Below are 14015 nucleotides of genomic sequence, written 5' to 3'. Positions count from 1 at the left end.
CAACTTGCTCACAATCTTGCTTTCGCTGGCGCAATTGCAAACGGCCTTCGCCCAAGAGCCAATCATTGGCCGCTCATCGGTTATCGATGGCGACACGATTGATATCTCCGGAACTCGCATCCGAATATGGGGCATCGACGCTCCGGAGAGTTGGCAACGTTGCCTGGACGCCAAGGGAAATCCGTATCAGTGCGGGAAGAACGCCGCCGACGCATTGGACCAGTTTCTTGCGGCATCACGACCGACAAGATGCGAGCAAGTCGATGTTGATCGGTATCACCGCATTGTCGCTCGCTGCTCCAGATCGGACGGCGCTAGCGTGAATGCCTGGCTAGTTGAGACTGGTAATGCGATCGACTGGCCGCGCTATAGTCATGGCGCTTACTCAACGATGCAGGAGAAGGCGAAGGGCCGACGAAGTGGGATTTGGCAGGGCACCTTCGTTAAGCCATGTATCGCTAGAGCTAAACTCGCCGGTCGCATCGCTTCATGCTGAATGTCAGCTTCTCAATTATTAGAAACCGGCTTCACTTTCTTTAGCGTCGCCATCAACTCGATAGACAGTGTTCCTGTATCTATGAATATGCGAGGAAACAAGTTGACCTTATCGGGGTGAAGTTCGCCTACAACAGCAAGAAAATACGGCGGGCCAATCTTGTCCAGATTTGCAAAACCCATGTTAGCAAACATCCGCAAACAATAAACCAACAGAACCTTGTTTTGCTTTCTAATAGCAGCAAAGACCCAAGCCATGTCAGCCTCCAGCGGAGCATACCTCCCCTCGATAGCGCCAATTAAATTAAAGACGTCATTTCGGTGGCCAAGGACAATGTCTGGCAAATAAGGATCAAAACCATCTATGCCTAAAAAGTTGACTGCTTCGCAGTGGGCAATTTTAGCGATAACCCTTCCGAGTAAATCAAAATCCAACTTTTCCTCATGATACATTGGAACGCGGCCCGTCGGCAGTTTCGGAGTGGATATCTCGTGTTTGATCCAGAATCCGATCCCGACGTCCCCCCAATTCTCAGCAGACCCTTTTTCATGAAGCAGGCCGGGTAGATTGAAATGGGGAAGACTAAGAGGTGCTGGGTGCTCGGTTTTGGCGTCCAGCATCACTTCCTTAAGTCCGTTGTCCGTCCTCAAAAGCTGGGGGAACTCGGTCCTTCTGTTCTTTTTGTGGCGAGTGAAGACGTTTGCCGCAGTTCTGAACACTGCTAGATGGCTTCCCGTGATATAGCCCTCAATTCGTTTCGTTATATCTGTGCATTTGACGCATGTCGCCTCACGCAGTTGGTGCTTTCCACCAAGAGACTTTGGGATGACGTGCTCGTCTGTTAACCCTGCCGCCAAATCATCTGCGCCGCAGTAAATGCATTTTCCGATCAACGGGTAGGGGCTTACGTTTTTTGCCATCTCGGTACGTTCCAATTCTTTGGAGGCGTTCTGTTGATGATCACTAGGGATGAAGGCTTACCGCAATCATTGATCCTCGATCACCATCCACCTGGTCTAGACGCAGCGCTACGCGCACCGCATCGGTGACCTGCAGCATCTGTCTGCCAATCATACTGACAGTTTCCCGGGTACTGGCGATAACCACCGCCGCCACAGTTTGCGTTTGCGCAGACGGCGACCGCTGTTCCCGCAATAGCTATGGCTGCCACTGTCGCCGCTGCCTGGTTTTGCTGCTGAACCATCGCCATACATGAATTCGGATCAACTTTCCGCTTCACAAGCTCCTGAGCGACTGCTTTTGCAAAAGCAGGGTCGGTTGTTTCTACTAAAGTCCTGCAAAGGGACGCTTTGCTGATCGACTTCGGGTTGCGATAGAAATCGACTTGAGAAGTACTTTGGCAGCCAGACAGGACAAAGCTAGCGCACGCCGCGAAGGCGACGGCAAGACGAATATTTTTCATTAGTTCCCCCTGAAGTACTTCCGGAAAGAACCACACCAAAAAATAATAGTCTACAAAATTTTCTCGGAATGCGAGCGATACGACTTGATCATATTGACTCAAAATCGATCGGTACTCATTCTGTAGTTATCGGGGATGGGGATCTTTGATGGTTACTTGGCTTCGGGCGTCAGGATTTTGCCTGTTATTGGTATGCGCTGGCTGCGCAATGATTCCGCGCACCCAAACAAATTATCAGAAACTCGTTTTTGACCTCACCTCAAGGGTGAAGTGTGAACTGGCGGTAAACTACCGCAACATCCTGAAGGGCAAGGACGGTAGCAATCGGTTCTCAGGTCTCAAAGTAGCGTTTTCATTGGAGATCGATACACAACGAGAATGGAGTTTGGGTGTGTCGCCATTTAGATACATCGAACCCGTCACGGACGTAATGAACTGGTCTATCTCGCCTAGCATTGAAAACAACGCCAGGCGTTTCGTCAAAGTCACCTACATCATTCGTCCGGAAGATCTTTTAGCCAAGTGGCCTCAGTCTCAGATTAAGCAATGCGACACTCCCATATCTGGCGAACTCTACACAATGTACCCGGGCAACTTCGCAACCGCCGAATGGTTCAACCAAATTGCGCTAGAGGCCGATAAGCCCGATACTATTGGCTATACCGTCGACTTCACCACCACAGTTTCCGTATCAGCCGGCGCGTTAAGAGAGACGCGAAATTTTTCTGCCTCCCCAACCGGATCCTTCCGAAGAATTCTGAAGAACTCGGTCGATTTTGCGTTTTCCTTCGAGGGCAGAGATAAGGCCGCACCATCGCAGACGGATCAGCTACTGCGACAGATATTGTTTACTCTTCAGCAAGCGCGCGACAATACGAAAAGGTAAGCAGCCGCACAGCTAAACTTCCGCGGTCGCACTATCCCACAAACGAGCGATCACCTGGGTCTCTATCTTCTTGAACAGCGGTTCGCCTTCGTTTTTTAGCTTGTCTGCCGCTTCTCTCATGAGCGGCCTAACGTCGTGCTCCTCGTTTATCTGCTGCTCTATCAGAGCCGCATGGAGCAGTTCGATCATTTTCTTCATGTCTTCACGGACTTCGGGAACGACGAAGATTCCATGTTTCGATAGTGACGAGTTGGCGTCGCGGAGCTTGTCCATAGCATCCGCATAGCGGTAACGCTCAGAGATCTTGATGTATGTTTTCTGCTTATCACTAGCGTTCTTGATATGACGCCTGTCCCTTTCCGAAAACTGAGTCTTTGCAAGGAACTCGTCTAGATCAGTCTCAGTCATTCGGCCAACATCAGCGTATTGCTTAAAAACCGCCATATACGAACCAGCCCAAGTTCGTGCCTCTACGAGCGCCTCCCAGATACTCGGTAAGACCTCGAACTCTTTATCATGGAGCCTTTTCGCCCGATCAAAAACGCCGTTTATCCTGTGCCGTAAACGCTCCAATTCGCGTGTCTGTTCTGCCTTAAAGGCCTCTAGTCGTTCCGCAAACTTCTGATCGATCCATTTCCCTCCCAGAAATTTGAAAAAGGCATACGCCGTTCCGACAAGAAGGGTCACTCCGATGCCGGTCAGACTTAAAACAGCAAGTATCACCTTAGCCCAGTCCCAGATGATCCACATTTGCTGGACGTACTGCATAACGAACCTTCCCCTCTCGGTCGGCTGGCTTTTCCGCAGCTATATGTAGAGAGGGCCGGCAAAAAGTTGTTAACAAACCAACGATCTCTGCGGATCAATCGCTATGCACGTTTCATCTGGCCCTTGCTTAGCATTCACCGCAATGTGGTTTATCTGCAGATTGGCGTTTACTTAGTTCATATCGTTGATGAGGTCGCTTCTTCGCTTGTTCCAATTTTTTTGTTCTGAAAATGCTTAAACCCTTGCCTGTCTAAGCCCTAGCAGTTCATCACTCTTCTTCTATATCCGAATTATTGTATTAGCGAAAAAACTGATCAACGATATCTCTGAAGCGCAGGCTATATAATGAAGCGTGACGATGAATTCATCCGGAAGATACTTCTCGATCTGGAAGATTCAGCCGAGATCTCGATTTTGGCCGGCCTTGAAGTTGGCCCGGATGAAGACGAGGAAAAGCTTTTTTACCATCTTCAGCTTCTTTGCGACGCAGGCTTAATGGTTGAGATGCAAAGAAGCGTTTTCAGAATGACCAATCAAGGTCACGACTTTGTCGCAGCAGTTCGCACTGAAGGAATATGGAACAAAACCAAGGCCGGTGCGAGCCAGTTGGGCGGTGTGACACTTGGTATCCTCAAAGATATCGCTGTCTCCTACCTCAAGCAGGAAGCAAAGAAGACGCTGGGGCTTGATCTACCATGATGTCGGCTGGGTACGACTTCAGATTTCACAGGTCGTAAACAGTTCCCGATCCTCTACGTTAGAAGACCTACTACCGATGTTACTGACGCAAAAGCCATTGTTGTTAATGCAACACTTTCTACTATTAGGTCATGGAGGTGCGACGGGGACGCGTCCCGGCACGTGATAATTGAGACATATATCTTAGGAAGCTGAGATTAAGTGGGCCCGTGTTTAACCTCAGGGTTTGCACGCGAAAGCAGTGTAGCCAGGTTGACACAATCGCTGCGATAAATTCTAACATATCACTAAACAGCCTTGATTCCTGTTTAGGTTTAACTTAACTCTTCCTGTGTTAGATGGTATCTCCGAATTTAGAAGAATATGAGGAAGAGGATGGCGCCCTAATTGTTGCTTCGGGCAATTACGCCAGAGTCTTGCTTTTTGGTGAGGCTCGTGAAGAGTTTGAGCTTCTAATGAAACTCACTGATAAAGACAGCGTCGCTGCGTGCATTACGCTTAAGCGGTACTTCAAGCAGTACGCTGATTATGGCCCAGAATATCTCACAAAAAAAATGTATCGGAATGAAGGTCGCCATAGGGTGTCAGGAACAAATGTGCTGGTCCATGCCTTCAAGGGTAAACACGTTCGAATATACGGTGTAGCAGACGCATATAAGGGCTTGTTATGCTTCTGTGGGACATCGTGCGATCCTGCAAAAAAGCAACCAAAAGCAGATCCCGATAAAATTGAAAAAGCCGCAAAAGAATGGGTAAGGATAACCAATGGCAGCTAGAACTCGTGATGTTTCTCCAGAACAGGTAATTATTGCTGAGAACGCACTCATTGACTTCCAATTTGCCGTCATCAAAGCGCTCAATGAGAACAAAATTTCCCAGAAAGAACTCGCAGAAACGCTGGGAATTACGCGAGCTCGTATGAGCCAGATTCTCTCATCAGACGCGAACCCAACTGTTAAACTGATGGGACGCATCGTTTCGGCTTTAGGCTTGGAAGCGCGCTACATGAAGAAGTCTGAAGCAACACCCCAGGTTGCTAGCGTCATGAGCGCTCTCGCTGATTTTGAAATACCAGAGACGATAAACAATTCTGCTGCTGTGCACGCTGGAAGCTGGTTTGTATCTGGATGGCAAACAGGACAAAGAGAGTGGCATAACGATAACCGAAAAGAGACCAAAGATCGTCGTAGGTCAGGCGCATTTGCCGCGTAAGAGATAGAAATTGGCTAAAACGAAGAAAAAATCGGAACCTAAAGCAGCTGATGCTTACGCTCGAGTTGTCGATCATGCAAATCTTGAAGCGGTTAGTCTTGTTAACCTGAACTTTTCGGTAAAGCCGACTTTTTTCACAAAGAGAAGTGAAATCGAGTTGGGCTACGAGATTGGAGTGGAGGAAAATTCATACAACCGCGAAACCGGAAGCGCTATTTCTGTGATCGATTGCTCGGTAACCGCTGTTGTAGATGAGGAAAAGCTTTTTGACTGCGAAGCAAAATATATCGTCCTGTATTCCATTTTAGAAGAATGCGACGAGGATGCAGTCCAGTCGTTTCTAAATCGCGTGGCCGTTTTTGCGTGCTATCCTTATTTTCGTTCGGTTGTCGCATCCGTTGACTGGGCTGCCGGCACACAGTTACCTCCTATGCCCGTTCACCGTGAAAACAACGCAGTACAGGCGAGAGGCCCGAAAGCAACGAGCCCGGAAAGCGGAGAAGCATAAACCAGCGCACACTTTGAGTTTAAAGTCACAAAGTGTGCAAATCAGGGTGCCGACCGCTGACGTTAGAATAAAGGCCTTTCAAAAAGGGACTCTATTGGAAATAGCACAAAGGCCCTACCTATATCGGAAGATTTTTACACGGACCGGAACTTTGCGTTCCTACAATCTTCCAGTTATCAGCGGTCCCGGCTTCCCCGACATGGACCGTTTGAACCAGCAACTGACACTGGTTTGATCTGGTAACCGCTGGCGTGATATTTGTTGCCGGTAGCGTTACGAAAACAGGCGCCGTCCTGAAGACAAATACTCGGCCGTCGGTGATCGGATAAGCGTCCTGCGGCAACAAACCGGTCTTTGCCTGAAACTCTGCCATTGTCGAGCCGTTGTAGCTCTCGAGCCGAGCGTTCAAGTCCGCGTTTCTTTCGGCCTCTGCCTCTTCCATCGTCTGACAGCCGATTAGACAAAACCCTGTAAGCAAAAGCACGCAGATCATTCTCACCATCGCACTACTCCCACTTTATCCCGCGCCCAACGGGTCGCGCCCCAAAAGACATCGTGAGCATTTACTGAAAAATGTCTTCGATCATTTCTGGGGCCTTTACGGATTTCGGCTCACAAAATGCCGCCCAAGCTTCCATCAGTTCACGTCGCTTAGCGATCGCGTCGCCGCGGCGGTATGCGCGTTCAGTCGTGTCGCCGACAACATGGGCCAGGGCAGCTTCAGCGATCTCACGGGGAAAGGCAGTTTCCTCGCCGCACCAATCGCGGAAGGATGATCGGAAACCGTGAACCGTGACGTCGACTTCCATCCGCTCAAGCACCGCTTCCATCGAAGCTGAGGAAAGTGACTTGCCTTCGTTCTGACCCGGAAAAACGAAGGCGTCCGGATCTGTGCCGATGATCGCCATCTCGTCAAGGATCTCCATCGCACGCGGCGCCAGTGGAACGCGATGCTCTCGGAAGGCTTTCATGCGCTCCGGCGGCACCGTCCAAATCGCGGCCTTACGATCCAGCTCACGCCATCGCATTCCGTAGGTCTCGCCCGACCGGGCGGCAGTGAGAACGGTAAATTCGAGCGCTTTGGCAGCCAGCGCCGGCCGGTCGCGCAAAGCCGCGATCAAGGCAGGGACGTCAACGTAAGGCATAGCCTTGTGGTGACCGCGGGATAGCTTTGTTCGCTTCGGCAACAGGTTGGCCAGATGGCCGCGCCAGAGCGCCGGGTTCTCTCCCGTTCGATAGCCTTTTGATTTAGCCGCATCCAGCACGCGTTCAATCCGACCTCTCAACCGCGATGCTGTTTCCGACTTTGTCAGCCAGATCGGCTTGAGCACTTCGAGAATGTCGGCCGTGGTGATCTGGTCGACCTTCTTCTCACGCAACGGCTTTGCGTACTCTTTCAGGGTCATCTTCCATTGCGCAATGTGCTTGTCATTTCGGAAAGACGGCTGCATGGCCTCGATAAACTCGTCGGCACACTCGCCGAATGTCGGAGCTTCAGAAGGAACGGCGTTCTTCGCCTCTATGGGATCAATCCCGGCTTGCAGCTTCTCGCGAGCATCCTTCGCCATCTCGCGGGCTTTAGCCAGGGAAACCGATACGTTCCCGCCCAGGCCCATTTCACGCAGGCGATCATTTCGCCGGTACAGGAACACCCAACGCTTTGCGCCCGACTTATCAACGACGAGATAGAGCCCTCCCCCGTCACTGTGACGGCCGGCTTTCGTGATGCTCGTCACCTTTCGGTCAGACAGTTTATTCAGAACAAGCGCCATTTCCGCCCCAACAATTACCCTAACAGCTTGCCGTCATTCTATGCTATTTGCTGAGACAGCCCAATACGGGTGACGCAGCTAAATAACTGACGATATTAGATATTTCTGGATATCACTAGACAGTGTGAGACGGTAGTACGGCGGACCCCCTCTCCGCCAGCTTGGACCTGGATTGCCAGCGTTTCCGTATTAAATGTAGATCGTCTTCGTAGTTATATGTATCTGCTTTTCCTTGGCAGGGCCACAACCGGGGCACTGGTCGGCGAATGCTAGTGCGCCAGCCTGTCAGCTTTGTAGGTTCCGACATGTAAGCCAGACTCATTTTGTTTAACGTCTCGGCGCGACGTGTTAAGATAATGCGTATTTTTTTAACATATCGAGTCGCACATGTTAAAGCCGTCCTACCAGCTGCCTGATCTGACATCTCTTGCTCGTCTGGAAACTATCGAAATTTTCAAGGCGCTTGCCGCAGCCAATCGGTCGCTAGCTGAATTAAAGGGTCGCGCAGCAGCCATACCCAATCAAGGTATCTTGATTGATACGCTTGCACTGCAAGAAGCAAAGGCGAGCTCCGAGATTGAAAACATTGTCACCACCCAGGACGAGCTGTTTCAAGCCGAGCTGTTTCCTGAGGGTCCAGAATCCCCCGCGGCAAAAGAAGTTGCTCTCTATCGTGACGCCTTGAAATTTGGCTTCGACAAGCTCCGACAGACCGAGGGTCTGATTACGAATGCAACGATTGTTGGCATGTTTCAGCTTCTCAAGCGGCGCACCGATGGATTCCGCCAAACGCCAGGCACGGCGCTCAGAAATGATCGTTCGGGTGAGATCGTCTATGTGCCACCTCAGGATCTGCACGAGATAAATGCAGCAATGAGCTCGCTTGAACGCTTCATCAATGATGACCAGCACTCAACACTGGACCCGCTCATCAAGATGGCATTGATCCACCATCAATTCGAAAGCATTCATCCGTTCCCTGATGGCAATGGGCGAATAGGGCGAATTCTAAATGTGCTTTACCTTACGCGCGTGGAGTTGCTCGAAATACCAATCCTTTATCTCAGTAGAGCGATCAACAACTCGAAGGGCGAATACTACCGGCTCTTGCAGCATGTTCGCGATACCGGTGAATGGGAAGATTGGCTCGTATACATGCTCAAAGCGGTAGATGAGACCGCCAGAACAACGCTTGATCTATTAGAAAATATTCGCGGACAGATGGCATCTGTCAAGAAAAGGATGCGCAACGAACTGCCTAAGATCTACTCACAGGACCTACTCAATAATCTGTTTCGGCACCCATATACGCGGATCGATTTTGTGCAAGGCGAGCTTGGAATTACACGTCAAACTGCCGCGAAATATCTCGACACTCTTACTGAACATGGGTTTTTGACCAAGCAGCAGAATGGCAGAAGCAATTACTACATCAACGCGCCGCTCGTTGCTCTATTCCTGAAGGTCTCTGAATAGTCGGAGCGCGCCGAAATTACCCTCGGCTCCGGTCCTGGGGCGTTCTACGCATGACCTTCAACAAGCTTTGACACCTTAGACACCGATCCGAAAGCCGAGGCAGCGGTAGCTACCGTCGGTTGCGTCGAGAGATTAACCGGGTTGATATTGCAGCTGGTATAGGATGTATCTCCCGATAGGCCAAAGCCTTTCCATGAAACGGGAGCTATTCGTGTTCAAAATTGAAAAGCAAGAAAATCGGATAGAGCGTCTTTCGCCCCGGTCTTTTACAGAACTGGGTTTCAAAGAGCGCGCTCATCTGCAGGAGTGGATCGCGAATAAGCCGGACGCCTTGGGCGAGGAGCTGCTCGTCATTCAAAAAGAATTTGCCGGTTTCTCCGACACTAAAGAGCGCCTGGATCTTCTCGCGATCGACAAGCAGGGCTCACTAGTTATAATCGAGAACAAGCTCGACGACACTGGCCGTGATGTCACCTGGCAGGCGTTAAAATACGCCTCTTACTGCGCCCGGCTGACCTCCGACGATATTCGCGATTTATTCCAGTCCTACCTGGACCGACATTTCCCTGGTGCCAGTGCCGAAGAGCAGCTTTGCACTTTTCTGGACGAAGACGAATACCAGGACGTCACGCTTAACAAGGGGCTTACGCAACGTATTATCTTAGTCGCGGCAAACTTCCGAAAAGAGGTCACCTCGACGGTTCTCTGGCTATCAAGCTTCAATCTGCGCATCCAGTGCTTTAAGGTCGCGCCGTTTTCGCAGGGTGACAATCTTTTCCTGACCGTCGACCAAATCATTCCAACTAAAGATACCGAAGATTTCATGATCGGTTTGGCTGTGAAGGCGCAAACTGAAGTGAAAGGGGTCGAGGCTGAGAAGACACGACACGCTCTGCGGTTAGAATTCTGGACGCTATTGCTCTCTGCGATAAACCAGAAGAGTGCCCTATTTCGAAACTTGTCTCCTAGGACGACGCACTACCTCGGGACCAATGCAGGAAGCCGCGGGGTGAGCTTCACGTTTGTGGTGACCGGCGGGGCTGCTAGGGCAGAGGTCTATATTGATGCAGGTGCAGAAGGAGAAAACGAGCGTATTTTCGACGCACTTCAAGCTGATGCCGAGGCAATCGAAAGGGAATTTGGCGAAGAGTTAGTCTGGGAGCGTCTCGAAGGCCGAAGAGCTTGCCGGATCAAAGCAGAACGACCTGGCAATATCTTCGATCGTGAACAGTGGCCAGGAATGATTGATTACATGGTCAATGCGATGATTCGGCTCGACCAAACATTCAGGGCGCGCGTGGCCGACATTTCGAAGAGGATTGTCCCAACTTCGCCTGGGCTGGGATAGTCCTTGGCTCCCCTCTAGCGGCATCCTAAGCGTGATCTTCAATATCAATTGGAGCTCACATTGGCGACGATCCGTAAACTTAGGGGACGCTGGCAAGCGCAGGTGCGTCGTCGGGGCATGAAGCCCCGCTGCAAGTCGTTCGACAGCAAGCTTGAGGCCGAGAAGTGGGCACGCGAGCTTGAAGCTCAAGTTGATCGCTTCGGTGCTGCTCCGGATGCGAAGATCCTCGAAAGCACGACGCTTGGGCAGCTCTTAGAGCGCTACCAGCTTGAGATCTCGCCTCTGAAGCGTGGATCCACCCAAGAGATTCAGCGGATCGACGTCCTTCCTCGCCACAATCTTACATTCCAAACGCTGATCGGGCTGAGCCAGCAGGACATTGCGTCCTTCCGCGATGAACGGCTGAAATCGGTAGTTCAATCCACCACCGTTCGCGAGCTGGGTGGAAAGATGTAGTTTTTAGCAGCGCCGAATCTAAGCCAAAATTAGCCTTACCGCGCCGCGATGTAGGCCGCCGTCACGGCCAGAATACCTGCGGCGGAGCGGTTCAGCGCCTTGAGGGCCCTCGGCCTTTTCAGAAGCTCGCGCGCTTTCGCCGCGAGGAGAATGTAGGGCAGCAGGACCGCCATCAGGACAAGGAAGGTCGTGCCGACGAGGACCGCGTAGTCGCGCAGGCCGATGTCGGCGAGCGGGATGAGCGTCGGTACCAGCGCTACGTAAAACAGCATGGTCTTTGGATTGCCCAGCGTGACGAGCAGGCCCGACAGAAAGGCCATGCCGCCTCTTGCCCCGCTTTGCGCCTTGATATCCTGTCGCAAAAGGCCAGCGCTCCAGAGTTTCCAGGCGATATAGCTGAGATAGGCCGCGCCTAGATATTTGATGATGAGAAATGGCGTCGTGAAATTCTGAGCGACGATGGAAAGGCCAAGAATGACGGCCGTGAGATAAGTCAAATCGCCGAGGATGAGGCCGAGACCCATGTAAAAGGTCGGGCGGAAACCGGAGCCGAGCGCCCGTGCCACGAGGGCCGTCATGCCAGGGCCAGGAATGGCCGCAGCAATGAAAAGCGCAATGGCATATGTGATCATCAATGAAAGCGTCATGACGGCGGTTCCTCCGGGCGCTCATCTGCTACTCCCGGAACCGGACGCAGGCAAGATGTGACTGACGCACTGCATCGCGATGGAAAGAGCCGCGCTACGCTTGCAACTGCGCTTGATTTGTCGCGAGTGCCTGTCTTGCCCAGTCGTGCCACAACTCCATCGGCGGCAACCAAATCCAACCGCCTTTCGCGTCCCCAACGGCCTCTGCCTTACCCGCTGCCGCACAGGCCGCCGTCAACAGGCAGATATAGGCGGCACGCTTTTCATGATCGCGCTCGCCCTCCAATGTCTCGAGGAGATTTGACGAACGCCAACCAATCCAGGACAAGAGCGCCGAGAAACAGCCAAGCGCAATGGCCGCATCGTACATCGCATCGAATTTCTTGCCTCGCACAATCGGTCCGGTCGAAAAGAAAGCGTCGGGAAGCAGAACACCGAGAAAGGCGTTCGGAAAAGCCTCGATGACGGCGGCGGGGGCAAGCACAGCATGGGTAAAGGTCGCCACCGCGGCGAGATGACGGACCTGATCGAAGGTCTCTTTCGCAGCTTGCTTTAAATTCAGGCCCGTCCCGAAATGGCTGGAGCCCGGCTTACAGCGTTTTTGAAACTTGCCGCGAGAGAGGAGCTGTTCGCAAGACCGGACCAGATTGTCGGGTGATCCCTCCGGCACAAGAGGCCCATCGATGGCAATGATAGAAAACTGGGCGGAATATGGCAGATGAACGCGACGTCGTTCCCAATCACTATGGGTTCTTGCCGCATCGATGTTCCCAGCGAGGCTCCAGGCGATACCGGTGGTCGGCCTCGATCTTGAAAATCCCACGTCGATACCAAGGAGAGAGGTGTGTTCGCTCCACATGGAAACGTCTCCAATGTGTGGTGGGATCCGTACCCAGAATAGAATGACCGGGAGCCTTTATAAAGGGCCCGGTCACTTACGCCATCATCAGACAGTCGCTATGCTTTCTGCCTTACGCGAAGACCTCGGCACCGCCATAAGGGGACAAAGGATCCGGACCATACTTGTTGGGGCCGTCTGTGCCTTTGAGAACATCGATGACAACCAAGGCGATGCTCGCGGCAAAATTCAGAAATGGAATGAAACCCGCAACAAACACGCCAAGATACCACCAGCCGGACATGTTTCGATCATGAAGCCGCCGAACCTGCAAAGCGATCATGGGCACGAGCGCTGCTAATCCAAGTATTCCCGCGATGATAAAGACCGCAATGACAGGCAGAGGAAATCCGCCCTGAGCTGACTCAGCTGGCATCTGCATCGCCCCTGCAAGGAACAATAAAACGCCGAAGGCCAAGCAGCAAAGAACGTAGAAAAGCTGAAACCACCAAAACTCTGATCGCGAAGCCCTGCCTGAAAAGGTTGCATATTTGTCCTTCAGCACAGTGCAAACTGCTTCACCGAATCCCATTTGAAACCCCGTTGCTTATTTCGAAGGCACACAACCAATCACACTTTCAACACAATTGCAAAGCCTGTTCACATGTTAGTGAAGACTGAAATCGCAACCTGCGCGCACATATTTGCGGTCAACGGCTGTCTACGCGCTGGAACCAAGGGTTGAAGAGTGAACAGGCTGGTTGGAGATTGGGCTCTACCAGCGATGCATCCATTCCGTGTCATCCGATGAACGAACGATGCGGTGGATTTTTATCAAAGCATCCGAGACGCTTTGTCGGAAAACCGCTGACAGCTAAGGCTTTTGCCGCGGAGCGATGACTGCCTTACCGCTGGTGACATCGTTCGCCATTTTCATGAGATCTGTCAGCTCGGCCTCGGGAACAATGAAATCAAGATGGGCCCCAGTTGCGGTAAAGCGCTCACTCTTCATTCGCACGCCATGAATTGCCAAAAGGCGCGCCTTCAGGAGCGCGATCGTGGAAAATGGAGCGTCTATCGCCACCTCGGTCTCCGCAACCAGTTCCTTCGCCTCGCCCGCCTGTAGGCAAAGTGACGCAGTGCCACCATAAGCACGCATCAAGCCGCCACTGCCGAGCAAGGTTCCGCCAAACCAACGCGTGACGAGGACAGCAACCATATCAAGGTCGGCGCCTTGTATCGCCTGCAGGATCGGCCGGCCCGCTGTTCCGCTTGGTTCGCCATCGTCGCTGAAGCGGTAGTTTTGTCCGATACTCCAGGCCCAGCAATTATGGTTGGCTTCCGGTACGGCGTGGCGCTGGATGAATTGCTTGGCGGCCGCTTCGTCAGCCACCGGGCCCGCTGCCGCGATGAAGCGGCTGCGCTTGATGTCCTGATGTGCAGTGCAAAGATTTGTCAGTGTGAACATAGGCTTTGCTTAGGACAT

Annotated in this window: 16 protein-coding genes; 9 read left to right on the top strand and 7 right to left on the bottom strand. The window is 52.0% G+C overall.

Features of this window, described 5'->3' with window-relative positions; genetic code table 11:
- The first annotated feature begins 4 nt into the window (after positions 1 to 4).
- On the top strand, positions 5 to 496 hold the full coding sequence (locus VQ830_RS09625; RefSeq protein ID WP_337267927.1) for a thermonuclease family protein: 492 nt from the start codon (positions 5 to 7) through the stop codon (positions 494 to 496).
- 11 nt (positions 497 to 507) lie between these two features.
- Here the strand turns inward: VQ830_RS09625 and VQ830_RS09620 are convergent, their stop codons facing one another.
- Positions 508 to 1416 (bottom strand): HNH endonuclease, encoded by a 909-nt coding sequence (locus VQ830_RS09620; protein ID WP_337267877.1) that lies wholly within the window; start codon positions 1414 to 1416, stop codon positions 508 to 510.
- Between the two features lie 651 nt (positions 1417 to 2067).
- Between VQ830_RS09620 and VQ830_RS09615 the strand changes: the two genes are divergently transcribed.
- The gene (locus tag VQ830_RS09615; protein WP_337267876.1) at positions 2068 to 2805 is read left to right on the top strand and encodes a hypothetical protein; all 738 of its coding nucleotides are present in this window, start codon (positions 2068 to 2070) and stop codon (positions 2803 to 2805) included.
- 12 nt (positions 2806 to 2817) lie between these two features.
- Here the strand turns inward: VQ830_RS09615 and VQ830_RS09610 are convergent, their stop codons facing one another.
- Positions 2818 to 3573, bottom strand: a complete 756-nt coding sequence (locus tag VQ830_RS09610; RefSeq protein ID WP_337267875.1) for a hypothetical protein — start codon at positions 3571 to 3573, stop codon at positions 2818 to 2820.
- A 345-nt stretch (positions 3574 to 3918) separates the two neighbouring features.
- On the opposite strand from VQ830_RS09610, the gene VQ830_RS09605 reads away from it, so the two are divergent.
- From VQ830_RS09605 to VQ830_RS09590, 4 genes are all read left to right on the top strand, one after another.
- Positions 3919 to 4272 carry a DUF2513 domain-containing protein gene (locus VQ830_RS09605; RefSeq protein WP_337267874.1) on the top strand — a complete coding sequence of 118 codons (354 nt, stop codon included), beginning with the start codon at positions 3919 to 3921 and terminating at the stop codon, positions 4270 to 4272.
- 338 nt (positions 4273 to 4610) lie between these two features.
- Entirely contained in the window at positions 4611 to 5048 is a 438-nt protein-coding gene (locus VQ830_RS09600; RefSeq protein WP_337267873.1) for a hypothetical protein, read from the top strand.
- A complete protein-coding gene (locus VQ830_RS09595) occupies positions 5038 to 5484 on the top strand; it encodes a helix-turn-helix domain-containing protein (protein WP_337267872.1) in 447 nt (148 codons plus the stop codon). Before VQ830_RS09600 ends, VQ830_RS09595 begins: the two co-directional genes overlap by 11 nt.
- A gap of 10 nt (positions 5485 to 5494) precedes the next feature.
- Positions 5495 to 5992 (top strand): protein-export chaperone SecB, encoded by a 498-nt coding sequence (locus VQ830_RS09590; RefSeq protein WP_337267871.1) that lies wholly within the window; start codon positions 5495 to 5497, stop codon positions 5990 to 5992.
- Between the two features lie 563 nt (positions 5993 to 6555).
- Here the strand turns inward: VQ830_RS09590 and VQ830_RS09585 are convergent.
- Entirely contained in the window at positions 6556 to 7764 is a 1209-nt protein-coding gene (locus VQ830_RS09585) for a tyrosine-type recombinase/integrase (RefSeq protein WP_337267870.1), read from the bottom strand.
- A gap of 387 nt (positions 7765 to 8151) precedes the next feature.
- Here VQ830_RS09585 and VQ830_RS09580 point away from each other — a divergent pair, with 387 nt between their 5' ends.
- The 3 genes from VQ830_RS09580 to VQ830_RS09570 all read left to right on the top strand — a co-directional run bounded on the left by VQ830_RS09580 (position 8152) and on the right by VQ830_RS09570 (position 11044).
- A complete protein-coding gene (locus VQ830_RS09580) occupies positions 8152 to 9240 on the top strand; it encodes a Fic family protein (protein WP_337267869.1) in 1089 nt (362 codons plus the stop codon).
- A 211-nt stretch (positions 9241 to 9451) separates the two neighbouring features.
- Positions 9452 to 10588, top strand: coding sequence for a DUF4268 domain-containing protein (locus VQ830_RS09575; protein WP_337267868.1), 1137 nt, complete (start codon positions 9452 to 9454; stop codon positions 10586 to 10588).
- A 60-nt stretch (positions 10589 to 10648) separates the two neighbouring features.
- A complete protein-coding gene (locus tag VQ830_RS09570) occupies positions 10649 to 11044 on the top strand; it encodes a hypothetical protein (RefSeq protein ID WP_497812705.1) in 396 nt (131 codons plus the stop codon).
- 35 nt (positions 11045 to 11079) lie between these two features.
- Here VQ830_RS09570 and VQ830_RS09565 read toward each other — a convergent pair whose 3' ends face one another.
- The 4 genes from VQ830_RS09565 to VQ830_RS09550 all read right to left on the bottom strand — a co-directional run bounded on the left by VQ830_RS09565 (position 11080) and on the right by VQ830_RS09550 (position 13997).
- Entirely contained in the window at positions 11080 to 11691 is a 612-nt protein-coding gene (locus tag VQ830_RS09565; RefSeq protein WP_337267867.1) for a LysE family translocator, read from the bottom strand.
- 94 nt (positions 11692 to 11785) lie between these two features.
- Positions 11786 to 12550, bottom strand: a complete 765-nt coding sequence (locus tag VQ830_RS09560) for a DUF429 domain-containing protein (protein WP_337267866.1) — start codon at positions 12548 to 12550, stop codon at positions 11786 to 11788.
- Between the two features lie 112 nt (positions 12551 to 12662).
- On the bottom strand, positions 12663 to 13121 hold the full coding sequence (locus tag VQ830_RS09555) for a DUF805 domain-containing protein (RefSeq protein WP_337267865.1): 459 nt from the start codon (positions 13119 to 13121) through the stop codon (positions 12663 to 12665).
- A gap of 282 nt (positions 13122 to 13403) precedes the next feature.
- Positions 13404 to 13997 (bottom strand): IMPACT family protein, encoded by a 594-nt coding sequence (locus tag VQ830_RS09550; protein ID WP_337267864.1) that lies wholly within the window; start codon positions 13995 to 13997, stop codon positions 13404 to 13406.
- Positions 13998 to 14015: the final 18 nt, after the last annotated feature.

It is taken from the genome of Oryzifoliimicrobium ureilyticum, assembly GCF_037199735.1.
Lineage (GTDB): Bacteria > Pseudomonadota > Alphaproteobacteria > Rhizobiales > Rhizobiaceae > Rhizobium > Rhizobium ureilyticus.
The sequence above is the reverse complement of the archived record's forward strand: the minus strand, read 5'-3'. Positions and strand labels throughout refer to the sequence as shown.